This is a genomic window from Leeuwenhoekiella marinoflava DSM 3653, assembly GCF_900129005.1.
GTDB lineage: Bacteria > Bacteroidota > Bacteroidia > Flavobacteriales > Flavobacteriaceae > Leeuwenhoekiella > Leeuwenhoekiella marinoflava.
Map to the genome: position 1 here is coordinate 140,344 of NZ_FQUN01000010.1, position 22,963 is coordinate 163,306.

The window sequence follows — 22,963 nt, forward strand, 5'->3', positions numbered from 1 at the left end:
GAGTCATACAAAAGAGACATTGAAAAAACTAATCAGGATGAATTGCTTGCTGTGGATTATTTTTTAATAAGGGTGAACCAACTACTACTTTTTTGAACCAACTCAAGTAATGTTTTTTTATGAAGGTAAGAATATTTAAGAAAATAATTAATTGATTTTAGACAGTATACATACAAATTCTATTCTAAAAGAGTTACCTACCGAAGGTCACAGTCCTTTATTGATATTGGGTAGTGATTTTGAAATGTATGTAGCAAAAAACGACAAAGGTAAAAACCCTCCATTTGCACTGATTAATGAATGCTTAGCAGCATATTGTTTAAACCTTTGGAAAGTTGCAGCACCAGAGGTGAAATTAGTTAACGTTGCCAAAGAATTAATAACACCGCAAAATGGTCTATCTATCTATCACAGGCCCAATTATTACGATATGCCTTGTTTTGGTTCTAAATTTGTTAAAAATTCAATTGATGTAAATGCCTTGTTAGTCACCGATAAAAAGAAAGCATACAATAAAATATTGAATCCTTTAGATGTTTTTCACATCACCTTATTTGATACCTGGGTAGAAAATGACGACAGAAAGCCCAGTAATTATAATCTCATTTTAGAACCCAATATTAATAAGTTTAGAGTATTGCCAATAGATAATGCGTTTATTTTAAGTACGATGGCTTATCAAGATTTAAACCCAGAATATGGTGTAGGCGTTAGTGTAAACGACCATTTATTAGTCTCAGAATTAGGTTTCCTTATAAAGAAGAACACCACAATAGATGATGATTTTATCAACAATGAAAAGGATTATTTCTATCTTTGTCTCGAAAAATGCCATAAAAGTTTTGATGATTTTATGAATCAAATAGTTGATTTTTATACAATTGATCGAGATTTAATTACAAACTTAAAATCATTTTTATTTAACGAAGAAAGAAATTCTAACGTTTTTGATGAATACGTTTACAGACTTCGGCAATGATAAGGTCCAAGTAAAGATTTTATCAAAAAAGTAAAATGTATTTTTGATTTTACGTTCTTCCTATAATACAACAGCAAATAGCAGATGAAAAGTTTTTATTCCATATTGAAGTTGTCACCCAACATTGCAACAGAAGATTCTGTAGCGATAGGTGTGCTTTTGTTTGATGGTAAAAAGTTTCGGTGCTTTTTTTCTGATAGAAAAAAGAGATTAGCTAAAAAGTTAATTGATGATAAAAATGTAAATGTAGACTTCATTGTCAATCAAATTATTGATAAATGCAATACCGTAAATTCTGATAATGAAGAATTAAAGCTATTTTACAAATTCGATAAATTTTCTAATATATCTTATTTTGATTATTTAAGTAGTTATTCTAATGGTTTAATTCAATTTTCTAAACCGAATTCCATATATGAAGAAATGAATGATATAGCTTTTGAAAGGCTAATCAATTTCTTATTTAACGAGCCAGTTCAAAAATATCATACAGTACTGCCAAATGTATTATCTTTCTCTCGAACTATTATTGAAAAAAAACTAATAAATAAAGTAGATAAAAAAGTACATACGCACTATAAATTTAAACCAGAGGTATTTCCTTCTATTTATTTCAATTATGAAATGGATTGTATAGGGTTAAATGGTTCTTTAATTGGTGCTAAATCACTAGCTTTTGACAAATCAGCTCAAAGTTTAGATAAAGATATAAGCCATTATTTTGCATTAATATCCTCCTTATCGAGTAAGTATGATAAGCCTTTAAAGGACAACAATTTCTACTTAATTTGTGAAGAACCTGAAAAAATAGATACTAAAGAACATAAACTTTGGGAATCTGTACGATACAATGAATTAATTTCTGTTATTCATCCAGAAGAATCTGACAAAGTCGCTGATCAGATTTTTGAAAAGAAAGCTGCTAAATTCCTTACTGAACTATAATCTTATAAATACGCTTAAACCGTATTGCGCTAAGCGTACCCAGGTAGCACCTGTTTCAGATAACCCGTATTCAAATTGAATCGTTCCTTTTGGAATGCTAAAAGATACCCCGGTTTGCGCGCGATTGCATCGCGTGCCACTTCTTCTAAGCCACAAGATCTAGAAAAGAAAAGAATCTATTACTTCTATTCATCCCCCTGTTCTTTTGCCTTGATGCCAAAGAACCAAAAAATCAAGGCTTATTTTTACATCTTTGAAAACTACACAAATCCCTTATCGTGCGGATAGCAAACCGCTACGCTAGGCTATCCTCCACTGCCCACCGCTGCGGCATTTGCTTGTTTTACTACAGATCTAAAAAGTAGGCCGTCTCCAAATTGAAACTAAGAATAGTATTCTTTAGCCCTTCCCTCGGTTCAGAATAGCTGCAGGAAGCTCCGAAGGACAGGAGCGATAGCGACGCGGAGCTGACAAGGTGGTTTTCGACCGTAAAACGGCTTTTGAAGAGAGTACCATACTCGCTACAAAACTAAGTCTAGGATTCAAGACCAGCTCATTAGAGTTTAACCTCGATTATCGAGCGAAAAATTCCTAAGCGAGGGCGTCGTTTCTTTTCTGCATCCGACGACCGCAGGGAGAGGAATGCACTGCTCAAAATAAAGTAGTATTTAAACTGACTTTTGAAAAGGTACGAGTAAAGAAAATGAACAAAACATGATATAGAAACTAGAACTTCTATTCATCTTCCTGTTCTTTTGTCTTGATACAAAAGAACCAAAAGATCAAGGCTTATTTTTAGATCCTTGAAAACTACGCAAATCCCTTATCCTGCGGATAGCAAACCGCTACGCTAGGCTATCCTCCACTGCCCACCCTGCGGCATTTGCTTGTTTTACTACGGATCTAAAAAGTAGGCCGTTTTACCATTAAATTCAGAATTCTCATACCCGAAGGGTTTAGTTTCCTTTTGGTAAGTATATTAAGTGCATCCCGTTAAAAATTATCCTCATCCCCAACCCTTCTCCCAAGGAAAAGGGAGTTGGATTCTAACTCAATTGAAAACACTACAATACCCATACCTGAAGGGTTAAACGAATGCCCTTCACTCGGTTCAGAATAGGCGTGGGAAGCTCCGAAGGACAGGAGCGCTAGCGACGCGGAGCTGACAAGACGGTTTTCGCCCTAAGCGAAAAATTCCTAAGCGAGGGCGTCGTTTCTTTTGGTTCGTTTTCTTTAGACGAGTAAAGAAAATGAACAAAACATGATATAGAAACTATAACTTCTATTTATACTCCTGTTCTTTTGTCTTCATACCAAAAAATCACTAAACCGCTCGCTGATACGTCTTGCGTTTCAACACCTGCAAACGCTCCTCCGCTAAGGCTTCTGCCTGCTCCAGAAACCGTTCACACAGGTGATAGCTGTCGGTACAATCGTCATAAGTCACCTTGCTGAACGTGCCGTACCGCAAATGCTGCTGGGCGCGGGTGAGTAAATACAACCGACGTCGGGCTTTAAAAGATGTTGTCTCTAACAACTCCTGCGGAAAACGGGTGAAACTGCGGCACAGGTTTAAAAGATAAGGCAAGGACGTATAAGCCGGACTGTACTCCCAAAACAAACGGATCAAGCCCAGGCAGGTTTGGATCAAGGCTTCCTCATACAGATGCAGTTGTACCAATTCATCTTCGTGGGTATCCAGAATGCGGGTGATCTCAATCAGATACTGTGCGCGGTTGATACGGATGTCCCAGTATTTTTTAAGCTTACGGAATTTATCAGGATGGTAAAAACAACCGGTTTTTAGAAACTTCCGCAACTGCCCATCTTCTTCATAAAGCAGCTTGCCCTCCCCGATCACACGTTGCAGAAAATTACTCCCAAAGTCCAACGCTTTGTGTGCCCGCTTCAGCGTTTCCAAAACAAAGCAGATGCGTATGCGTTGCCCGGTTTGGTTATAGACCCGGTCAGTAAGTTGAGCCGGACTCATCCCAACCGCCTTATGGGTGATCAGCAATACTACCGCAAAGCTCTGGTGTACCTGCTCTTCGGTAGGCATAAAGCAGTTGGCAGGCTGCAAGCGGCTGTCTTGCGCGCTGTGGATCAGGTAAGCAGAATGCACCCGATAGGTTTCCCTAAGGCAGCTCATAGCCTGCTGCAATGCATGTTCCAAAGGCGCATAGGCTTCAGCTGCCTGAGGCAGCACTTCCGGCACCGGTTCAGCAGGCGGTTGGCTTGAGATACAGGCGGCCAGCAGCTCCTGAGCAGCAGCATCCACCACCGTAAATACCCGCTCCATCCGGATCTGTATCTGGTAACACCTGTGCCGGTCCATATATTCATCCGGGTCAAAACCTTCGGTGGACCAGGCATCCAGCCATTCCAGCTCGGTGGGGGCAGTATCGGAAGCTTCGCGTTTGGGGAAAATCACCCGCAACTGGGGCAGATAGAACCGTAGCGCCGTTACTTGCGCCTCCAGCGAAACATACGACTGCACCTGTCCGGTGTAGAGCTTACAGCCGAAGTTTAAAGCTGCTTTTAAAACCTCAGTCAGCGCCAATACCGAAGCTGAATAGCTTTCCTGTTCAAACAAACCCGCCGCGGTGTCAAAAAAAGTACAGATACGTGCTGTTTCACGATCGGTCTGCTTCTGAGCCTTGGCGAGGCATTTGTGCAGCTTTCCTTCAGAAAGGGGTTCCGGGGTATACGCGGCATTGGAGCTGTAAAGGGGAATGCTAAACCGACAAAAACGCAAAAAATACAAGGCTCCTTGCTGCAGGCCGGCTCGCACCTGCTTTTCGGTATAGGCCTGCAGGGCAAAACCCGGAAACTGCACCTGCACTACCGGCAGCTGCTTCTGCAACTCAGTTAAGGTCGAGGTATCCTGCACCACAATCAGGAGGTTGTAGACCGCATCGGGTGTTTTACGGATTTCGGTAAGGTACAGCGCATTTACTGTAGCATAACTAAACAAGGCTTCGGTAAGCGGTTCGAGCGCATCACGGAGCGCAAATTGAGGCGGAAATTGAAGTTGGGTTTTCATAATTCACATATTTAATAAGATTCTGATGATTATTTAATTTTTCAAAAACTATTGATTTCTTTAGAAAATCTAAATAAATCTATTCATAATCTATCAAAATTCAAAACATAAATACAGAATTAACATATATATCTTATTGATTCCTACATTTATCTATATAAATTCTATATAAATATGACCTCACTAGGAGTATACTTGACTAAAAAATCTGTAAATCGAGCTTTAGTTTCAAAGCGCACAGGAATAAGTCAGGCCCGATTATCTCAACTTAGTTTGAACGAATCAACAAAACTCCGAGCAGACGAACTCTACCTCATTGCTTTGGCAATAGACGTCGATCCCGGGGAGATGTTTATGGAATTGCATCAGGACCTGAAATTACCGGAGGAAAAGTAAATCCTAATCGATACCGCCCCGTAATCGAATACCATTTATTCAAGACGGTATCAAGGGGTTTAAAAACCTAATCGGAAACGTTGCCGTTTCAATTTTTAACCAAACACCTGTTACAAAGTATAACCGGAAGTACTCAGGTTTTGCAAGACCGGGTTACCTCACGCTTCGAGTGGCCTCAGCGTTCGGCTTATTAACATTCAAACGAGCACTGAGGTGCTCGAAGTGCTCCAAATACAAAAAACCCACACGCTTTTCAGCATGTGGATTTTCAATCTCAGGTTGCATCCGCTTAAATTAAGGTTACTGCGCCCAGATACACACTGGTTGCGGCTTCTTTCGCATCGGCTGTGATGAAGGTTGCATACAACTGGATCTCCATCCCCGCCATATAGGCCGGAAACTGTAAGGTTTCTGTTGTGGCATCGCGTTGCACGCCGTTGTTAAAGATCACTGCCTGGTTGAGCGCTTCCACACAACCAATGGCGAGCAGGGTGTCTGTTGCCTCCGCTTTACCTTGACCGCTGTTGTCTTCCCACGCCAGTGTGATCTCTTCGCCCGCAGCTGGTGTAGCAGTAGGGTTTGCCAGACTTTGCAAATCCCCTTTACTGATAAGCACCTTAGGATAATCAATTACAAAATCATCCATTCCATCAGGAACCACCACCTCTTTGATGTAATACGAAGTAGCCAAATTGTAAGGCGATTTGTCTCCCTGAGCTTGCCCAAAATAGACGCTTACAACAGACTTGATCGGATTGAGAAACCGTACTGCTGTTTTAAAACGCAGACGTTGTTCTAACTGCGCCTCGGTTGGAGGCCTGTTACTGGTAACCGGTAAGCTGCGCAATACATTACGACCGCGCCAGCGTGCTCCGATTACGGTTCCCACTTTACCACTGAATCCACCCAGGATTCCTTTTTCAAATGTTCCCATAATTTTAGTTTTTTTGAGTTAAACATTGATTTGAGGAACTAAAGTAGCTTGGGTTTTTAGTGTATCCAAGTAGCTGCTTGGCATAGCATTAGATCGTATGCAATCGTACTGTTTAAAAGTACTCTTGCAGAGATTGGCACGCTTGTGCATACCGTTGCACACCCTCGCAACCTATTGCAGGCATATTGCAAAATTCAGGGGGTTTGCTTCGGGTCTCGTTCGGGTCTCCTTCGGGTGAGCTTCGGGGATGCTTCAGAACTTTTTAGGCTCCTGTTACAAAATCGTTAGGGTGTGTTTTTGAAAAATGGGACTTTGACCGAACGAACTGCGACCGAAACCGTAAGCACACCCAAACAAAAGTAGATTTCACTTGTAAAAACTTAAAATTTAGACTGTTGAATATTAATCAAGAATAGTAAACTGTTAAAATTGTTTACCTAACGTATGCATTTTATCCCTACCTTAGTAGTCTTTTTTAATAAATCACAAGTCAGGACTACCGCCTAGACTAGTTTGTTTTCCCCCTACTCTGTTGTGACGTATGCTGCGTCACGTATTTTACTAACGCCTTGTGGCACAAATTGTATTCGTATGAAACGTACAAAAAACCGCAAAGCCCCTACAAGCCTCGAACTCCTGACTACTGCCGATATGGTGCAGCTGTTTCAGGTCACACCCTCCTGCCTCTACCGCTGGAGGCGCAAACAAATTCTGCCCGCTATTAAAATAGGCTATTCGGTCTATTACCTGAAAGAGGATATTGAAACCATCCTGAAACATAAAAGCAAGATGAGTATGCAGCGGAAAACCGATCTGGATGAAGAGGAGCATCCCAAGCTATAGCACACTGCGGAGGCAGTGAATAGATCTAGTATTTTTGAATACGGAATAACCTTAAAACACCGTATACAAGGTCGTCACCAACGTACCCTTAGTACCCGGAGCCGGAAGGGATACCAACTGTTTGGTCGCTTTTACTTTAAAATTAAAAGGAGGTGCCAGCAGCTCAACCCCACTCTGCTTTTTAAGTCGGATACCTTGTCCGGAGATGATATCCGTATTAGGTATGAATTCCGCTTCCGGTACGTGCTCGGTAAGGATGATGTACTTGAATGCGTATAACTTGTTGACGATAGTCTGGATCTCGGCATTGGAGAGGTGTTGCAATACCTGCCGCAACAACGCAATATCGCCCTCGGGCAACGGGTCTTTGGCTAGGTCTAAGGTTTCAAAAGTGAGCTGCTTGCTTTTAAACGTCTTTTGGTTATGCGCGATCAACTCCGGGACGATGTCTGCGGCTTTATAGGCTTGGGTATAGGAGACCAACTCCTTCCCGACATTAAAATCCCCACACCCCAGATCACAGACTACAGGTGGATTTTCCAAACTTTTAAAAAAGCATATAACCGCCTTTAGGTATAGCTGTACAGTCTCTGCATCGTGCGAACCCGCCCCGGAATAAAATGGGGTGTTACTCCCACCCCACAGGTTCTTGGCATACACCTGTTTCATAGCGTCTTTGGTGGGCCAGGGGGTTTTGGAGGGGGTGTTCATTTGAGGTAATATAATGCGCTATTAAATCGAAATGTCACCTTAAGCTTATCGAAGGGACAGTCGAGAAATCACTGTTCAATCTTTTAAAAATCTTCCTTACTTTAACCACGTCATAAGAACTTTTTTGAATATGCGCTGGGTCAGTGCAACTGCTCTAACAAAGATGTGGTTGTCGTTTTTCTTTATTTTATTTACCTTTAAAGTTCACTAAATTAATACATCATGGGGAAATTTGAAGTTTATCAAGATGCTAAAACTGAATATCGATTTCGTTTAAAGGCAAGTAACGGACAAACTATATTGGCCAGTGAAGGATATACTACAAAAGCGGGATGTACGAATGGCATTCAATCGGTAAGGGAAAATTCACAGCATGATCAGCGGTTCGAACGTAAACAATCAAAGAATGCCAAACATTATTTCAATTTAAAGGCAACCAATGGTCAAATCATCGGTACGAGTGAACTGTATGAAGCTACCTCAGGTATGGAGAATGGGATTGCTTCCGTAAAAACAAATGCTCCTAATGCTACTGTAGAAGAACTCTAAATAGTTCGTTGAGTGGTAGACGTACACCTCCTTTTTTAAGAAGCTTCGATCTTGATACGAAGCTTTTAACTGGATGATGCGAACCCTTCCCGGAATAAAATGGGGTATCCCTCCCACCCCACAGCTTCTGTTCATACACCTGCTGCATGGCATCTTTGGTAGGCCAGGTGGAGGGTTTAGTCATTACAATGAGTTGATAATCTTCATGTATCAATTTTTATTAATAGCTAAGCAGAAGAATTGTTTAAAAACTATTTCTAAAAAAGACCAAAGCTTTAAACCCCTTCAAAGAATTTCGTTGCAAAAGCGCAGAATTCTATGATTACATCTTTATTTAATTCAAATTCTTTTCTCGAGCCTAAATAATTTCTTGAAGTCTCATTGATCTCTTTTCCAGTATTTAATTCTTCTACACTAATACATTTGATGTGTTTCTTAGATACCAGAATAATAAGTGCATTTTGATACGGATAATTCTTATAAAGATCTGCAAGGGTAAAGCATCCATTCGTCCTAAATTTCACTTCTATAAAGTGTACCGAATTATTATTGGGGTTTTGAATCACAAAATCTGGCATACGTCGAATCTCGCTGGCAACATCGCTTTTCACTCCTTTTAGTAATTCCATAATTCCGGGGATCGTATTTTCCATTCCATATCTAAAAACATTAAACCCCAGACTTAAAAAGAGCTCTTGTATTAAAGTTTCTGCAATACGACCTTTAATCATATTGTAACGATAGTTACGTTCCTGATGGCTCAGACCAGAAGCTTCAGGTAGCACAACTTCTTTTTCTTTTGATTTATCTTTTTTATAACAAGGATAGCATAAGCCTCCTTCAAATTTCGTTTCTGCCTTACAGATAATACATTGGGGCATAATTTTATTTTATTTTCAGTTCGTCTAAGGTTTTGCCTTCTTTATTCTTCTAGCTCATCCAGTCATTGGTATCAAAAAAGATTTTCCGATATCTCACTGATAAATTAACTTCCATTAATACAACCAATCGTTATGCGCGACGGGTAGACGGTTCAACTCATTCCTGTACAACCTCCATTTTGGCATAAAGACATTCATATATTTTACAAAGCGATCGTTGTGATTGCGTTCGAGTAAGTGGGTTAATTCGTGTACAATTATATATTCCAGGCAAATGGTAGGTTTCTTGGCTAATTCCAGATTAAGCCAAATACGCTTTTCTTCAATATTGCAGGCTCCCCACTTGGTGCGCATCTGTTTAACTCCCCAATCTGCTGCTTTAACCCCCATATGCTTTTCCCATTTGTGTAGTAAATCTGGTATTTCTTCTTTTAATCGTTTACGATACCATTCTTTAACCACCTTAGCTTTCTCTGCACGACTTGCATTAGGTTTTATCTGAAGAACCAATTCTTTAGTCCCTTCCAAATATACCGATGCAGGGCCACTGGTTTCCTCGACTTTTAACAAATAGCGCTTGCCTTTGAAATAGTGGCTTTCGCCATCTACAAATTCACGTTCTGATTCTCTGGATTGCTCTTTAAAGTTTTTAATGTGCTTCTTGATCCATGATAATTTAGAAATCGCAAATAAGCGTATAACCTCATTATCCACATCAAAAGGGGCGGACAAACGGATCCTGCCCGTGGGAGGATATACCGCCAGATGCATATTTTTGATATTCTTTTTAAGGACATCAATTTCTATATTTGCTATGGTTAATTGTTCTTTGCTAGTAGTCACGTTGCGCCTTGATGATTTCCATTAATTCAGTTGTCTTTTCCTCGTCATTTAAGAGATTTTGAATCGCTAAGCGCAATTTACGCTCCTTGATGGCTCCATCACGCCAACCATCCAGCTTATTAGCCTTAATAACATTATCAAGTGCCAATACCAATATTTCGTTGTGATCCAAATTATCATACAAGGCTCGCTTTGCTGCGTTGTCAAGTGTTTGCGGATAGCTGTTGGTTTTTTGAGGTGAAGTAACCAACTCTGCTAATTCCTTGATCTTTTTGAGATATTCCTGATAGGCCAGCGTCTCCTTTTTACGCTGAGCAATCAACTCGTCCAGTAGACGAGACATTTTTTCATAATACCTGGGGTTGGCCTGAGACTCTTCAATGATTACTTTACGCACATTGTTTTCAATGGTCTCTGCTACCGCTTCCTGTTTTTTGGTTTTATATTCAGCATCAGGTTCACTGGCCAGATTTACAATTAACTCCACCAAAGACTTGTTCTCAAAGTCTGAAATCTTTTTACTGGACATCGCATCAATATAGCGATCCATCAATTGACGCATTCCAGACTCAAAGCGCTTGAGATCTACATAATCCCTACTTGCCTTTTTTATGGTTTCTCTTAAATCAGTGTAAAACTTTACTTCATCTTTTATCGTTTCAGACTCTTTTGCGGTGTAGCCCATTGCTCCCATTTCATTGGCCACATTGGTATAGGCTCTGATGAGCGAAACCACAGCCTTATATAAAGCTACGCGCAATTCTTCCCGATCTTTTATGTCCTGAGGAATCTCAGTATTACCACAGAAATAACGAATAAAGGATGGCTCATCCTTAGGATGCACGGATTCGCAAATTGCTTTTACACGTTCTAAAGCTGTTTCCAACCGATCTCGTGATTCTTCAAAACGGTCTTTAAGCAATCCCTTTACATCATCTTCATCGTACTTATCAAAAGCCCCGGAGGTATAATCGTGGATGGATCGTTCTACACTTTCAAATAAGTCCTTATAGTCAATAATGTATCCGTATTCTTTATCGTCTTTATCTACCCGATTTACCCGGCATATCGCCTGAAACAGGCCGTGGTCCTGCATACTTTTATCTATATAAAGGTAAGTTGCCGAAGGCGCGTCAAAACCGGTAAGCAGCTTATCTACCACTATTAGCAGCTTCATTCTGCCGGGTTCCTTTATAAATTGCTCCTTCACTTCTTCTTCAAATACTTCTGTGGTTTTGCCTTTAAGCATTTGAGTATATACCTCATACTTCAGGAGTTTTTCGGTAGGGCTTGACTCCCCGGAATCTTCTCCTTTTATGTCTGCGTGATGGGGTTGGTAGGATGTAATGATAGCGCATTCTTTAAAACCTGCCTGCTGAAACAACTCATAATACTTACAGGCCTGATATACACTTCCTGAAACCAACATCGCATTACCCTCACCGGTAAACAAACGCGGTTTGGTATCAAAATCGTGAATAATATCATTGACAATTTTTGCAAGCCTTGATTTAGAACCCAGAACCTTCTGCATAGTACCCCACTTACGCTTTAGTTCGATTTTTGCGATATCGGTAAGGCCTTCAGTTTTGGCATCAAACCACTCATCAATTTTGTCCTGATCGGTCACAAACTGCTCCACATCGCGTGCCTCATACAATAGATCTAACACCACACCATCTTCTACCGCCTCATCAAATTTGTAAGGCTTGCCTATATAAGGGCCAAAAACCTCTATGCTCTTCTGCTTGTCTTTCTTAAGTAATGGGGTACCGGTAAAACCTATAAACAAAGCTTCCGGCAGAATGGCTTTCATTGCCTCGTGTAACTTTCCGCTTTGGGTTCGATGACATTCATCTACAAAGACATACAGATTCCCCTTAGCTTTAAAATCTGAACCCAGGCTTTCTTTAAGTTCCTGAATGTACTTGTCGTAGTCGGGCTCATCGGTGCGGTTGCCAAACTTATGAACGAGACTACAGATAAGCATCTCAGTCTTGTGGTTGAGCACGTTTAATAAATCCCTGCCTGAACTGGTACGGTAAATTTGCTCCTCTACCCCTATAAACAGCTTTTCAATCTGATCATCCAGTTCTTCGCGATCGGTAATGATTAAAACGCGGCTGTCGTCAATATTCTGGCGTATCCATTTGGTAAGCCAGACCATCGTAAGGCTCTTGCCGCTACCCTGAGTATGCCAGATGATACCGCCTTCTTTATTGTAAATGCGCTTTTGTGCGGCCTTAATCCCAAAATACTGGTTAGGACGACACAGTTTTTTAACGCCCTTATCAAAAATGGTAAAGTCTTTTATGATTTCAAGAATGCGACCTTTTGCACAAAGCTGAACCAAATGCGTGTCTATAACATAATCATATTCAGCAGTACCCGACTGCTCTTTCCACTTCAGGTAATATTTTTCGGAAGTTTTGATGGTACCGTAACGCAAACCCTGGGTATCGTTACCCGCCAGCACCAACTGTATTGTGGTAAAGAATTTCGGAATAAAATGATCACTTTGATTATCCAGATTTTGCCGAATACCTTCAGTAAGGCCTTTACGCGAACTCTTTAGCTCCAAAACTCCAAGGGCAATACCATTGACATAGATTACAATATCAGGGCGTTTGTTGTGCTTACCCTTAAAACTCACTTCCTCGGCAATGGCAAAGTCATTGTTTTCGGGGTTTGCCCAATCAATAAGCCAAACCGATTCTTTTGCTTCCCCCAGTTCTTCGCGTACATTGACGCCATATCGGAGTAATTTGTACACTTCCTTATTGGCATCGTATAAGCCGGAAGCAATACTGGTGACCGACTTTAAAAACTTAGATACCGCACGGTCTATAAGCGCAGCAGAATAGCCCTGCCTTTTTAGAAAATTTCTGAGTAAATCTTCTTCTACAGGCTGGGTACGCAAATCATCCTGCCAATTGCCCAAATACCGGTAGCCCAACTCGTTTTGAAAAAGTTGAACAATACGATCCTGGGAAGGCCGCTCTGCTTTGCCTATGTGGTTCATAACTTATTTTTTTGTTAGACTGTCTTTATGGGTAGCTCTATACCTATTTTAAAAAACCTATTATATTCAAGTTCTTTATCTAGATTAAAATTATCTTCTGTGAAATTTTTCCTGTTGGCATCTTGATTAGAATATATAACCAAACAATCAATGACCTGACTGGTATCATATTTCAAAAAATCATAAATCTTTTTCAATCTTGCATATCCACTAATTTGGCGAATATCCTCAGTACTAATGTTATCATTATGGTACCGAGGTTTGTACTTAGCATCAACAACCATTTTCACTTTACCATCATTAGTGTTAAGAATAAAGTCAGGTTCTAAATAATTAAACTTTTTATGATAAGTAACTTCCTTATATCCACTAAATCGCTCTTTCAATTTTGAATATATATAAAGCTCAAAAAGCTTACTCATATCTATCCAAAATGGGGGTGTTTTTATTGATTCTCTATTGGTTTGAACTATGTTATATCCATATTTCTTCAAAATAGTTTTAGCCAACTTTAAGGCAAGATTATATTCTCGGTAAATACCAGTAGACTTGGTATCCTTTAGCAATTTGATATCAACATCACTATCCACCAAGCTGAATGCAGGCTTTACAAAATTTATAAGGTGCTTAAGAGCAGAAGTATCTACTCCCTTCATATTTTGAATACTAGAGATTGTAAAGAGGAGCGCTTTTTTTAAAACCTTATTTTCAATATTATTAACCCCATACTCATCGTATTGGCAATAGGTACTTAATATATTGCCTTTTAAATGATTCTTCCTAATCGTATCATTAATCAAGATTTTACCTTTTACCCTGGCATTAAGGTTTTTAGAAACTTTATAGTAGGACTTCTTTAAACCTTTTTGAACTATCCGCTTCAAGACATTCAAAAATTGTACAAACAATAATGGGGTTAGTAAATCCTGCGATTGATTAATTGCTATACTCGGCTTGTCGAAATCTATTTCGCATAATCCATCTAAATGCTCATAATTTTGGGGTTCCTTGAATGCTGTAAAGAGCATCGTAAGATAGTCTACTTCCTTAGTATCTCTATCTAATTTTGGGTATACGTAAATGGGTAGTTTATTTTCAACAATCCAATCTACACCTACAAAATATGAGGTTTCAAACTTATACTCAACTTCGTCTGTAGCATCATAAAAAATATTATAGCAATAAGCTCTATTTGGTCCTTGTTGAATTGACTTAGAATACGATCTCCCCTCAAGTAAAGCACTATGTTTATCTATATGCTCATAACCTTGTGGTTTATTATAACCGTATTGCTCTCCAAGTTCTATCATTTTAGAGTGCATTTATTTCATTTCTAGCCGTTTCCTTTAAAATACCATCATTTACATACTCTTTTAAAATAGGAATGATTTCATACCTTTTTCTAGTTAGAAAATCATCATCTGTTTTGATAAAATAACTGTGTCCTAACCACACATCTTCTGGCCTAAATTCTTCTGATAAATAATCTGATGGTTCTAGTACTACGGTATCATCTTGTTCATATTGATCATAATTTTTGATAAATAAAGCCGCTACTTTCTCAAAAATTGCAAGCTCAAAATTGTCAATATTTAATGCCTTAGGTAACATATCTACAAAAGCAAACCTTCTTCTAATAGCATAGTCAATATGGCCTACACTTCGATCTGAAGTATTCATAGTACCAATAATGTATAGATTCTCAGGAAGCATTAACGTATTTCCTTCTTCTAGAGTCGCATACATACTTTCTACCTGTTCCCCTCTATACTCTAACGCGTAGATGAGTTCCCCTAAAACAGCCGGTAAGTTAGCCCTGTTAATTTCATCAATAATAAGCACATAAGGTATATTGGAAGCAACTGTATTCGGGGCCTCGTAATCCTTTAGTTTATATTTCTCATTTGGATCTTTTAAGTAATTCAAAACAATTTTTTGATAGGTCTCATACTTTAGATCTGTTTTACCAAATTTATACAGTTGATAGGTAGTCTCATAAGTTGCTACTGGTGAATTAAACTTAATATTACCACGTGAATTTAATGTCACCGTAACATCACTACTACCAACAATATCAATCCTTTTTGAATTAATATCTTCAATTAATTCCCGCCAGGCTCGATCAAAATCATCTACACCACCAGATAAATTACTTTCGTTAGCTTTTTTAGCAAATGCACCTAAGGTTTTATTTACAGTTTTATATTCGGGCGTCGCACTAACATCTGTTTTTACTACGATCCCACGTACAAAATCTTCATAAGAATAAGCTGGATGGAATTGAACTAACTTAAACTGTTCCGATGATTCCAGTTTTACTTTTTGTTCTTTCTTATCATCAGTTACAGTACCAAAAATTAACTGCTCAGCAATATCCTTAGCTTCTCTAGTTTTACCAGTTCCTGGAGGTCCTTGTAAAATAACCTGCTTTTTATGTTTAAGTATTTTTATCATCTCTGTTTTCTTAAGTTTACTTTGCACTTGCCGTACATTCATATACATTTTATCAACAAAACCCCTATTTTTATTTTCGACTTCCTTAGCAAGGGAGGATCGTTCTCTTATTGTATTTTTATCTCCATCCCATTTGAATACTAACCTGGAAAAATGTTGCTTATCGACGACACTGCCTCTTTTCTCTATAATTTCTTTAATCAGTAAAATAATGTCATGCCAGTGATTATTATTTTCAAAATTATGATGATACTGACCTGGTTTTCCGTCTGCAGTAATTCTCTGAATAAATCCCGTTTTTTGATTATTAGCTAGAAGTTTTAAAAATCCCTTAAAATCATTATCGCCACTCGGAGCAATTTCATCTATTACAATTTTCTCTAGCTCCGCTTCCCCAGAACCTTTCGCCCAGTCGTGATAGTCAATATCTAACCAGAACACCTCGTCCTCAAAATACTTTTTTATATTGGTTGGGTTTCTTACATGTGCTTGGTGTAAAATATTCTTATAGTAAAGTTTATTTGTTTTAAATACTTTACCACGGTAATGGTATGTAACCTCAACAACCTTTTGGTTGTTGAATTTCTCTAATTCTGTGGTTACATTGTTTTTAAAGACTTCGATTTCTCTAAAAAATTTAATACACTCTAAAATTTCTTCTCCCATCACACCAACCTCGTTTTACCGGTTAATAACTCCTGCATCATCCCTTGTTTGATTTGTTGATACTTTTCTTTTTTAGCCTCAAGCTGCTCCAACTCGGCATCCATATCGCTTAAGATTTCGGCAATGGATTTTTGTTCTTTTGGCGACGGAATGGATAATTCTAGCTTTAGTAAATCTTTAGTGTATATCGCTGCAACACTTGTTGTGCCTGTTGCTAAACTTCTTAAATCCGAAATTACCCTAGGAGTATTTAGTAAATTATTCATGAAGAAATTAGACCCTACATATTTTTCATCAAATTCTAACCGCATTATATTTGAATTGAAAAAAGCAAGTGGTAATTCATCTTTCCAAATAGATATTTTTCCAACTAATTCCAATGTATTTCTTGTATTAAAAAGAACATCTCCATATTTAAGGATATCATCCTCCGATGGGTTTATTGAATTAGGGATGTATTGTATCTTATTCAAGTTTATGTTTCCTCTTCCTAAATTTCCCATCTTAATAAGAGGATAATCTGTTTCGGTCTCTATATTTTCGTAATTACCTCCTAAACGATAATCTTTTAAAATCTCATTAAATGAAGTTTTAAACCAGTTCTCATTCGGAGTTAACAACTGCTGCATAGCGCCTTGTTTGATAGCTTTCTTTTTGGCAATTAAAGCATCTAGCGAACAGATCAACGCATCGACATCGCTTAAAGCTGTAGCAATGGTTTGTTGTTCTTTAAGGGTTGGAGGGACTAAAATTTGAAATTCTCTAATGTCCTTTGGACTTATATGTGGTATAGCTGAAGAAGTTTTTATCCTTTCACAATGTTCGGTGAAGTATTTACTGCAAATCCATTCCTTAAGAAAATTTATTTCAATTTTTTCAGATCTTATTCGTGCTACCCTCTGCAATAGTAATGAAGGTAAATCCTTCTTTTGAAGTTGGGCAAAACTTTTTCCTACCAAAGACCCGTCCATTGCAATTACAATATCTCCTTCTACCAAAAGGTATTTTTTTAGATCAGGAGTTATTTTTTCCCAATACTGAGTTATATCTTCATTCCAGTCTGTGCGATTTCTTTTTACATTTGATCCTCTTAAAAGTTTTACTCCTGTATTTTTATATTTGCTACTAGCAAAAGGAAAGCCTGTCAATAAGTCTATCTCATTTTCAATAAATGAAATTTTCCAATCTTCAGGTATTAGACCTAACTCTGTCTTTTTAAGACCAGACTTTTCTTTCTTTGTTAGTTCCATACCAATCCCATTTTTTCCAGATGTGCAGTTACCTTGTTTTCTAAATCAAGGGTTTCGGTATCCAGTTCATTTAAAGTATGCTCATAGCGGGCAGCCAATTCTTTAATGCGGTTTGCCAAACGCTGGGAAATGCCGTCTATTTCGGTCTGCATATCGGCATACAGGCTTGCCAGCCATTTGTCTTCTACCACAAGTTTTCGCACTTCAGCTTCGGTAAGTTTGCCGTATTGCGCTAAAGTGTTTTTGTCCAGTTCGGCTTCGGCAGCTTTAATGTCTTTTTTAAGGTTCGCTTCTTTGGTGTAGAGCTTTAGCCACTTTTTGGCAACCTGTAAATCGGTAACCAGTTTATCGCCATAAGCTGCATCCGGTTCGGCTGCCATTGCCGTTTGCTGGGGTTGGGCTTCAGCCTTTAATTCTTTACTCACCCGCGTTACTTCAGCTTTATTAATTTTGTCCAAACTACCAAAAGCCCCGTCATCGCCACTGTGCTCTTCCTCTAGCGAGGAGCGCTCGGCTTGTGTGGTTTCCAGCTCGCCCTGTAAAGCTTCCAGCGCCTGTTGCTCTTCGGCTAAATAGGTATTGATTACCAAAGCCTTTGGGATGAGTTCGCACGTCCAGCCCTTGTCAACTTCCTTTCCTCGGTTATTCTTTTCAATGATGCGCTGTACCTTAGCCACCCAGCCTTCTTCCACCAGCATATACACATCGTCTTTAAGGGTAGCACCCCAGTAGTTCATCAAATGCTGATACACCTCATAACGGCCTATAAGCGGTTTGTTTGCATAGCGTTGCAGCAGGTCTTCGGCGATCTGCTTAATAAACGCCTTGGGTTTGGTGTCTTCATCAATGGCATTCATCTCTGGGAGGTTGGCTTCTTTAAATTCGGCAAACAAGGTGTCAAGCTGCGTGTTGTAGCTCAAAAAATCGGGATGGTTAAAAATGGTTTCTTTAATATCCCCTTTCGCGACATTCAACTTCGAATAGCCCTCCCGTATGGGCGTAAACAATTCTTTACGCAAATTGGGGTACACTTCCCAATAGGCCTGCAAATCATCAATATCCTTTTGCGGGATGCCGCCGTTAAGGTGCGCGTTTAAATCCTGTATATCCTCATCTTCCTGCGTATCTATATATCTGGGAATATTGAGGTTGTATTCATTCTTTTCAATCTCTTCAAAAGGCACCAGACGCGAATATTTGGCAAGCTCCCACTGATTGTTAAACACGTCAACAATCTTGTGCAAGTCCTGCTCGCGCAGGCGGTTTTTGTTTCCGTCTTTTATAAAGCCCTTACTGGCATCAATCATAAAGATCCCAGTGCGGCTTTCGCTATGTTCCTTATCAATTACAAGAATACAGGCAGGGATACCCGTACCGTAAAACAGGTTTGCCGGCAGGCCTATGATGCCTTTAATCCATTTGCGTTCTATGATATTCTGGCGGATGCCTGCTTCGGCATTACCGCGAAACAACACCCCGTGTGGCAGGATCACCGCGCCTTTCCCGGTGCTTTTCAGCGAAGCTAAAATATGCAGTAAAAAGGCATAATCACCATTCTTCTCAGGTGGCACCCCATAACCCTGAAAGCGCTTGTACTCATCCTGAAGCGGCGCAATCCCGTTGCTCCAGTTCTTTAATGAAAAAGGTGGATTGGCCACCACAAAGTCAAAGCGTTTTAGATTCCCGTCTTCGTCTGTAGTCTGCGGGTTTGCCAGGGTATTCTTGCCGTAAATAGTCGCCTCGGGATACCCGTGCAACCACATATTCATAATAGCCAGACCTTTGGTAGCAATGTCTTTTTCCTGCCCGTAAATGGTGAGACCGTTAGGGGCTTCCTCAGCTACCTTAAGTAACAGCGAACCCGAGCCACAGGTAGGATCGTAGGCTGTGTAGGATGGCACATCGGCTTTATCAACGTCCAGTACTTTTGCCAAAATGCGCGAAACCTCAGCCGGAGTATAAAATTGTCCTTTGCTTTTACCGCTTTCGGTTGCGAAGTGACGCATGAGGTATTCATAGGCATCGCCCAGAATATCGTCATCTTCGGCGCGGTTGTTTTTAAAGTTAAGCGCCGGATTCTCAAAAATGGCGATGAGTTTAGAGAGTCGGTCTATTTTTTCCTGACCACTGCCCAGTTTATCATCGTCGTTAAAATCTACGAGTTCCATCGAACCCTCGAGGCCGTTAGCGGCAAAGAGCGGTCTTAGTATTTTTTTGTTGATATCGTCGCCAATGCTGTCTTTACCTTTAAGTGCGATCATATCTTCAAAAGACGCGCCCTCCGGAACCACGATCAGGTCATTCTTCCCCGCGTATTTATCGCTTACATACTTTACAAAAAGCATCGTAAGCACATAATCTTTGTATTGGGAGGCATCCATCCCGCCGCGCAATTCGTCGCAACTTGCCCAGAGTGAGCTGTATAAATCTGATTTTTTTATGGCCATTTGTTACGTTTTAATGCTGTCCAAGATAAGTATTACAATAGTTTTAAAAGCCTGTACTTTCAAGACAAGATCAATAACAATTGCATTGTCGCTTTATAATATATTTATGGAAACGCTCTCCATAGGATTTTCCAATATCGTACAAGCCATAATAAAAATAGTCCCAGGATGTGGATGGTATACCGCAAAAAATATACTCCTTGGTATATATGCTATATTCATCCTTTTTTATCTCAGCAACCACGAGAATCGTATTATCAATAGTATAAGCAGTAACTTTCTTCAACCAAGAGGAATCGTAGAGTTGATAACTGCTTACCTCAGCCTTTTTGTAACCATTTTTCTTTACGTAATCCAGTAGATCCAAACAGGCTACATCTTGAGCTTGAGAAAAAAATGTTGTGATAAGTAATACAAGGAGTAGTGCTTTTTTCATAAAGTATATTATATTAAAGTTTTAAGATATTTGGACTCCATTTAAATTTTTAGTCAACAGCTCTATAGTTTTCATATATGATTTTAATTCATCCTTTTCTATTTCGCTGAATTTATCATAATTAAGTGGAGCATATTTATTGAGATAATCGTAATGAGGCTGACTCGTCTCAGCTATTTTAGTGATTAATTTAGAATCGGACTCTAATTCGTTTTTAGCTTTAGGGCACCCCTCAGTTATTAGAGCTTTTAAATTTTTAATTTCTCGCTTAAGCTCTTTAATTTTTTTATTGGCTTTTAGAAAAGAGTATGTACCCGATCCCAGTACCGAAAGTGTAGAAGCTGCTATTCCAATTGGGCCGAATAAAGCCAACAGCGTAGTCCCCGCAGCCATTCCACCGCCACCAGCTACAATGGCTCCTCCACCTAACCAAGCAAGAATAGCATTAGAAGCAGCCGCGCCCGAGAGAGCAGATATTGCAGTCCCGGTTGAGGCAATACCATAAGTTGAAGCCATGGCAGTAGCTGCTGTAGGGCCTAATGTTGCCACGCTTATGCCCATTATAGTTGCACTGGCTCCTACAATTGTTTCAGTTTTATAAGAGTGCTCTTTTAAATTTGAATGATATTCCTTTTTAATATTCTCAAAATTCTGAGAGGCGCTTTTATACTCTTCTAAAATCAAAAAATATTCAACTGGAAGGGCAACAACTCGAGTAAGTAATCTTTCTGTTTTAAGTATTAAATTTTCAGCTAACTCAGATTTAATTTTATAATTACTAGACCCTACTTCATTTAATTCCTCTACAGCTAAATTATAATTAACTAGGGTTGATTTGAGCTTATCCTCGAGCTCCTTTATCTCCTTTTTTTTAAACATAGTTTATCAGTAAAATTTTAAACATTTTAAATACTATGATATTTATCCATTTGGTAACATCATATTCCTCATATCGCCTTCATCATAACCATCATCTAAATCATTCTCTTCTTTGAAGTTTTGAAACTGCCTATTTAAAGCATCCCATTCGCGACTATCGTCTTGAGCTTCCATCAAGTCCGATTCTAATTGCAGAACTCCATCATAATCTTCTTGCCCTTCCTCATAAAGTTTTACTAGTTCTTCTAGTTCAATTCCCAATTCGTCTAAATCTCGCATATCTGTTAAGTGTTTGTGTTATCCCAACTTTTTAAACTCAAAGTGATAGGTAAATAAATTAACCTCTTCATCTGTTTTTACCATTTCGATTAAACTATTTGTAGCCTGGTGTAAGCAAATGATTCCTTTAACCGTTTTACTTGTTCCTTTTTTCACCCCCTTTATATAGCGCTTAACTTGATTATAAACTTCAATACCGGCATCATTTCTTTTAAGCTCTAAAACATATAACGTATCGGTTTTCTTATCAATTAGCAACAGGTCTATTATCCCCTTAATATTCGGATTTGTATATTGTTTTCCATAACCCGCGTTGTCTTGATATACTTCTAAATCTTTACCAAAAACCTGCATACCGTATTTGATCTGGAGTTCAATTAAATCTTCAAGATTTTTTTCAAGAGCTAACCGGTTTGCGCTTACAAAGTCATTAATCCCAAAAGCTCTTTTCTTATGAAAAATTGGAGGTAAAATTTTATTGGCTGTTTCCTGTCGACTAATCTTATCCGAAACTGATTCAAGAAGGAATTCAATCAAAGTAGAATCGGGTCTGAGCTTTTTAACACGTTCTAAGAACTTTACAGCTTTCTTATAATTGGTCTGCTTATCTAAGGCGACAATGTAATTATTAACCCAAATATCAAAGTCAGTCTTATCATCAATATTAGCTGTATAACTTTCTGTAATCGCTATAAGTGATTTTAAATCAAAAAGAGTTAACAAAACGTCCCCGTTTTCTTCTGCCGTTTTAAATTCACCAATACTCACAGAAGCGCTAAGAATATATTGACACAGATCATAGCTTAAAAGGCGTAAATCTGTGTCCTCATTTAATTGCGGTGCACTTTTTTGCAATTCTTGAATGTCTGTTAACACAGCTTGAAAAAGACGTCTGGCATTTTTATAATTCTCTAAATTATAATAACAAACCGCCAGATAGTAATCTCCTAATTGATTATCAATGGTATTGAAATAAAATAAAGCTATCTCAGGGGTATCTTCAGTAAGTAATTCGACACCTCGTATAAAATTATAAGCCATTGGTTCGCTCTCACCTTGCAACGTTAATTGTTGCTTTACATACTCATATTGCTCGTCTGATATCATTCCAAAAAAGAACTTGTGACTCAAAAGATAATTTATTGGCGCCTCGGAAATATCCTTTATAACATCGCTCACGTAATAATCTAGAAAGCTATCCGGCAGTGTGGCTAGCACTTCTTCAAAACGATTGTAATCACTGTAAACAATATGTATTTGAAGATCCAGCATCGCCTGATAAGCTTTAAATGCTGATTCCCGTGTTTGTTCTTCACAAGCTTTTATTGCCAGTCTGTAAAAGCGTTGTAAGCCAGCTTCATCTTCGTATTTATTCATATGGGTCGTGTAGTTTTATTTAATCACTT

19 protein-coding genes and 1 pseudogene are annotated in these 22,963 nt (G+C 38.9%); 5 read left to right on the top strand and 15 right to left on the bottom strand.

The annotated features are described in order from the left end of the window. Positions 1-151: 151 nt before the first annotated feature. Positions 152-979 carry a HipA family kinase gene (locus BUB91_RS10335; RefSeq protein ID WP_073099165.1) on the top strand — a complete coding sequence of 276 codons (828 nt, stop codon included), beginning with the start codon at positions 152-154 and terminating at the stop codon, positions 977-979. Between the two features lie 84 nt (positions 980-1,063). Continuing rightward, positions 1,064-1,924: a DUF3037 domain-containing protein gene (locus BUB91_RS10340; protein WP_073099166.1), complete on the top strand. Its 861-nt coding sequence runs from the start codon at positions 1,064-1,066 to the stop codon at positions 1,922-1,924. A gap of 1,324 nt (positions 1,925-3,248) precedes the next feature. Here the strand turns inward: BUB91_RS10340 and BUB91_RS10345 are convergent. Next, a complete protein-coding gene (locus BUB91_RS10345) occupies positions 3,249-4,967 on the bottom strand; it encodes a hypothetical protein (RefSeq protein ID WP_073099167.1) in 1,719 nt (572 codons plus the stop codon). A gap of 174 nt (positions 4,968-5,141) precedes the next feature. Between BUB91_RS10345 and BUB91_RS10350 the strand changes: the two genes are divergently transcribed. Beyond that, positions 5,142-5,363, top strand: coding sequence for a helix-turn-helix domain-containing protein (locus tag BUB91_RS10350; RefSeq protein ID WP_073099168.1), 222 nt, complete (start codon positions 5,142-5,144; stop codon positions 5,361-5,363). Positions 5,364-5,652: 289 nt separating this feature from the next. Here BUB91_RS10350 and BUB91_RS10355 read toward each other — a convergent pair whose 3' ends face one another. After that, entirely contained in the window at positions 5,653-6,252 is a 600-nt protein-coding gene (locus BUB91_RS10355) for a DUF6266 family protein (protein ID WP_128759344.1), read from the bottom strand. A gap of 636 nt (positions 6,253-6,888) precedes the next feature. Between BUB91_RS10355 and BUB91_RS10360 the strand changes: the two genes are divergently transcribed. Further along, a complete protein-coding gene (locus tag BUB91_RS10360; protein WP_073099170.1) occupies positions 6,889-7,140 on the top strand; it encodes a helix-turn-helix domain-containing protein in 252 nt (83 codons plus the stop codon). 51 nt (positions 7,141-7,191) lie between these two features. Here BUB91_RS10360 and BUB91_RS10365 read toward each other — a convergent pair whose 3' ends face one another. After that, positions 7,192-7,851, bottom strand: a complete 660-nt coding sequence (locus tag BUB91_RS10365; protein ID WP_073099171.1) for a class I SAM-dependent methyltransferase — start codon at positions 7,849-7,851, stop codon at positions 7,192-7,194. A gap of 222 nt (positions 7,852-8,073) precedes the next feature. Here BUB91_RS10365 and BUB91_RS10370 point away from each other — a divergent pair, with 222 nt between their 5' ends. Then, on the top strand, positions 8,074-8,400 hold the full coding sequence (locus tag BUB91_RS10370) for a YegP family protein (protein WP_073099172.1): 327 nt from the start codon (positions 8,074-8,076) through the stop codon (positions 8,398-8,400). A gap of 70 nt (positions 8,401-8,470) precedes the next feature. Here BUB91_RS10370 and BUB91_RS21280 read toward each other — a convergent pair. The 12 genes and pseudogenes from BUB91_RS21280 to BUB91_RS10430 all read right to left on the bottom strand — a co-directional run. Continuing rightward, a pseudogene (locus BUB91_RS21280) lies at positions 8,471-8,584 on the bottom strand (SAM-dependent methyltransferase); the annotation flags it as partial. A gap of 91 nt (positions 8,585-8,675) precedes the next feature. Beyond that, positions 8,676-9,281, bottom strand: coding sequence for a VRR-NUC domain-containing protein (locus BUB91_RS10380; RefSeq protein WP_073099174.1), 606 nt, complete (start codon positions 9,279-9,281; stop codon positions 8,676-8,678). 114 nt (positions 9,282-9,395) lie between these two features. Next, positions 9,396-10,124: a M48 family metallopeptidase gene (locus BUB91_RS10385; RefSeq protein WP_073099175.1), complete on the bottom strand. Its 729-nt coding sequence runs from the start codon at positions 10,122-10,124 to the stop codon at positions 9,396-9,398. After that, the gene (locus tag BUB91_RS10390; RefSeq protein ID WP_073099176.1) at positions 10,114-13,146 is read right to left on the bottom strand and encodes a type I restriction endonuclease subunit R; all 3,033 of its coding nucleotides are present in this window, start codon (positions 13,144-13,146) and stop codon (positions 10,114-10,116) included. The genes BUB91_RS10385 and BUB91_RS10390 overlap by 11 nt, the downstream gene beginning before the upstream one ends. Before the next feature lie 14 nt (positions 13,147-13,160). After that, positions 13,161-14,456 (bottom strand): 5-methylcytosine restriction system specificity protein McrC, encoded by a 1,296-nt coding sequence (locus BUB91_RS10395; RefSeq protein WP_073099177.1) that lies wholly within the window; start codon positions 14,454-14,456, stop codon positions 13,161-13,163. 1 nt (position 14,457) lies between these two features. Beyond that, positions 14,458-16,266, bottom strand: a complete 1,809-nt coding sequence (locus BUB91_RS21285; protein ID WP_073099178.1) for an McrB family protein — start codon at positions 16,264-16,266, stop codon at positions 14,458-14,460. Further along, positions 16,266-17,516 carry a restriction endonuclease subunit S gene (locus BUB91_RS10405; protein ID WP_073099179.1) on the bottom strand — a complete coding sequence of 417 codons (1,251 nt, stop codon included), beginning with the start codon at positions 17,514-17,516 and terminating at the stop codon, positions 16,266-16,268. The genes BUB91_RS21285 and BUB91_RS10405 overlap by 1 nt, the downstream gene beginning before the upstream one ends. After that, positions 17,507-19,963 carry a type I restriction-modification system subunit M gene (locus BUB91_RS10410; protein WP_073099180.1) on the bottom strand — a complete coding sequence of 819 codons (2,457 nt, stop codon included), beginning with the start codon at positions 19,961-19,963 and terminating at the stop codon, positions 17,507-17,509. The genes BUB91_RS10405 and BUB91_RS10410 overlap by 10 nt, the downstream gene beginning before the upstream one ends. Positions 19,964-20,033: 70 nt before the next feature. Then, the gene (locus BUB91_RS10415; RefSeq protein ID WP_073099181.1) at positions 20,034-20,399 is read right to left on the bottom strand and encodes a hypothetical protein; all 366 of its coding nucleotides are present in this window, start codon (positions 20,397-20,399) and stop codon (positions 20,034-20,036) included. Between the two features lie 21 nt (positions 20,400-20,420). Then, positions 20,421-21,278, bottom strand: coding sequence for a hypothetical protein (locus tag BUB91_RS10420; RefSeq protein ID WP_073099182.1), 858 nt, complete (start codon positions 21,276-21,278; stop codon positions 20,421-20,423). Positions 21,279-21,320: 42 nt separating this feature from the next. Further along, positions 21,321-21,557 (bottom strand): hypothetical protein, encoded by a 237-nt coding sequence (locus BUB91_RS10425; protein ID WP_073099183.1) that lies wholly within the window; start codon positions 21,555-21,557, stop codon positions 21,321-21,323. An 18-nt stretch (positions 21,558-21,575) separates the two neighbouring features. Beyond that, positions 21,576-22,934 carry an endonuclease NucS domain-containing protein gene (locus tag BUB91_RS10430; RefSeq protein WP_073099184.1) on the bottom strand — a complete coding sequence of 453 codons (1,359 nt, stop codon included), beginning with the start codon at positions 22,932-22,934 and terminating at the stop codon, positions 21,576-21,578. Between the last annotated feature and the right edge of the window lie 29 nt (positions 22,935-22,963).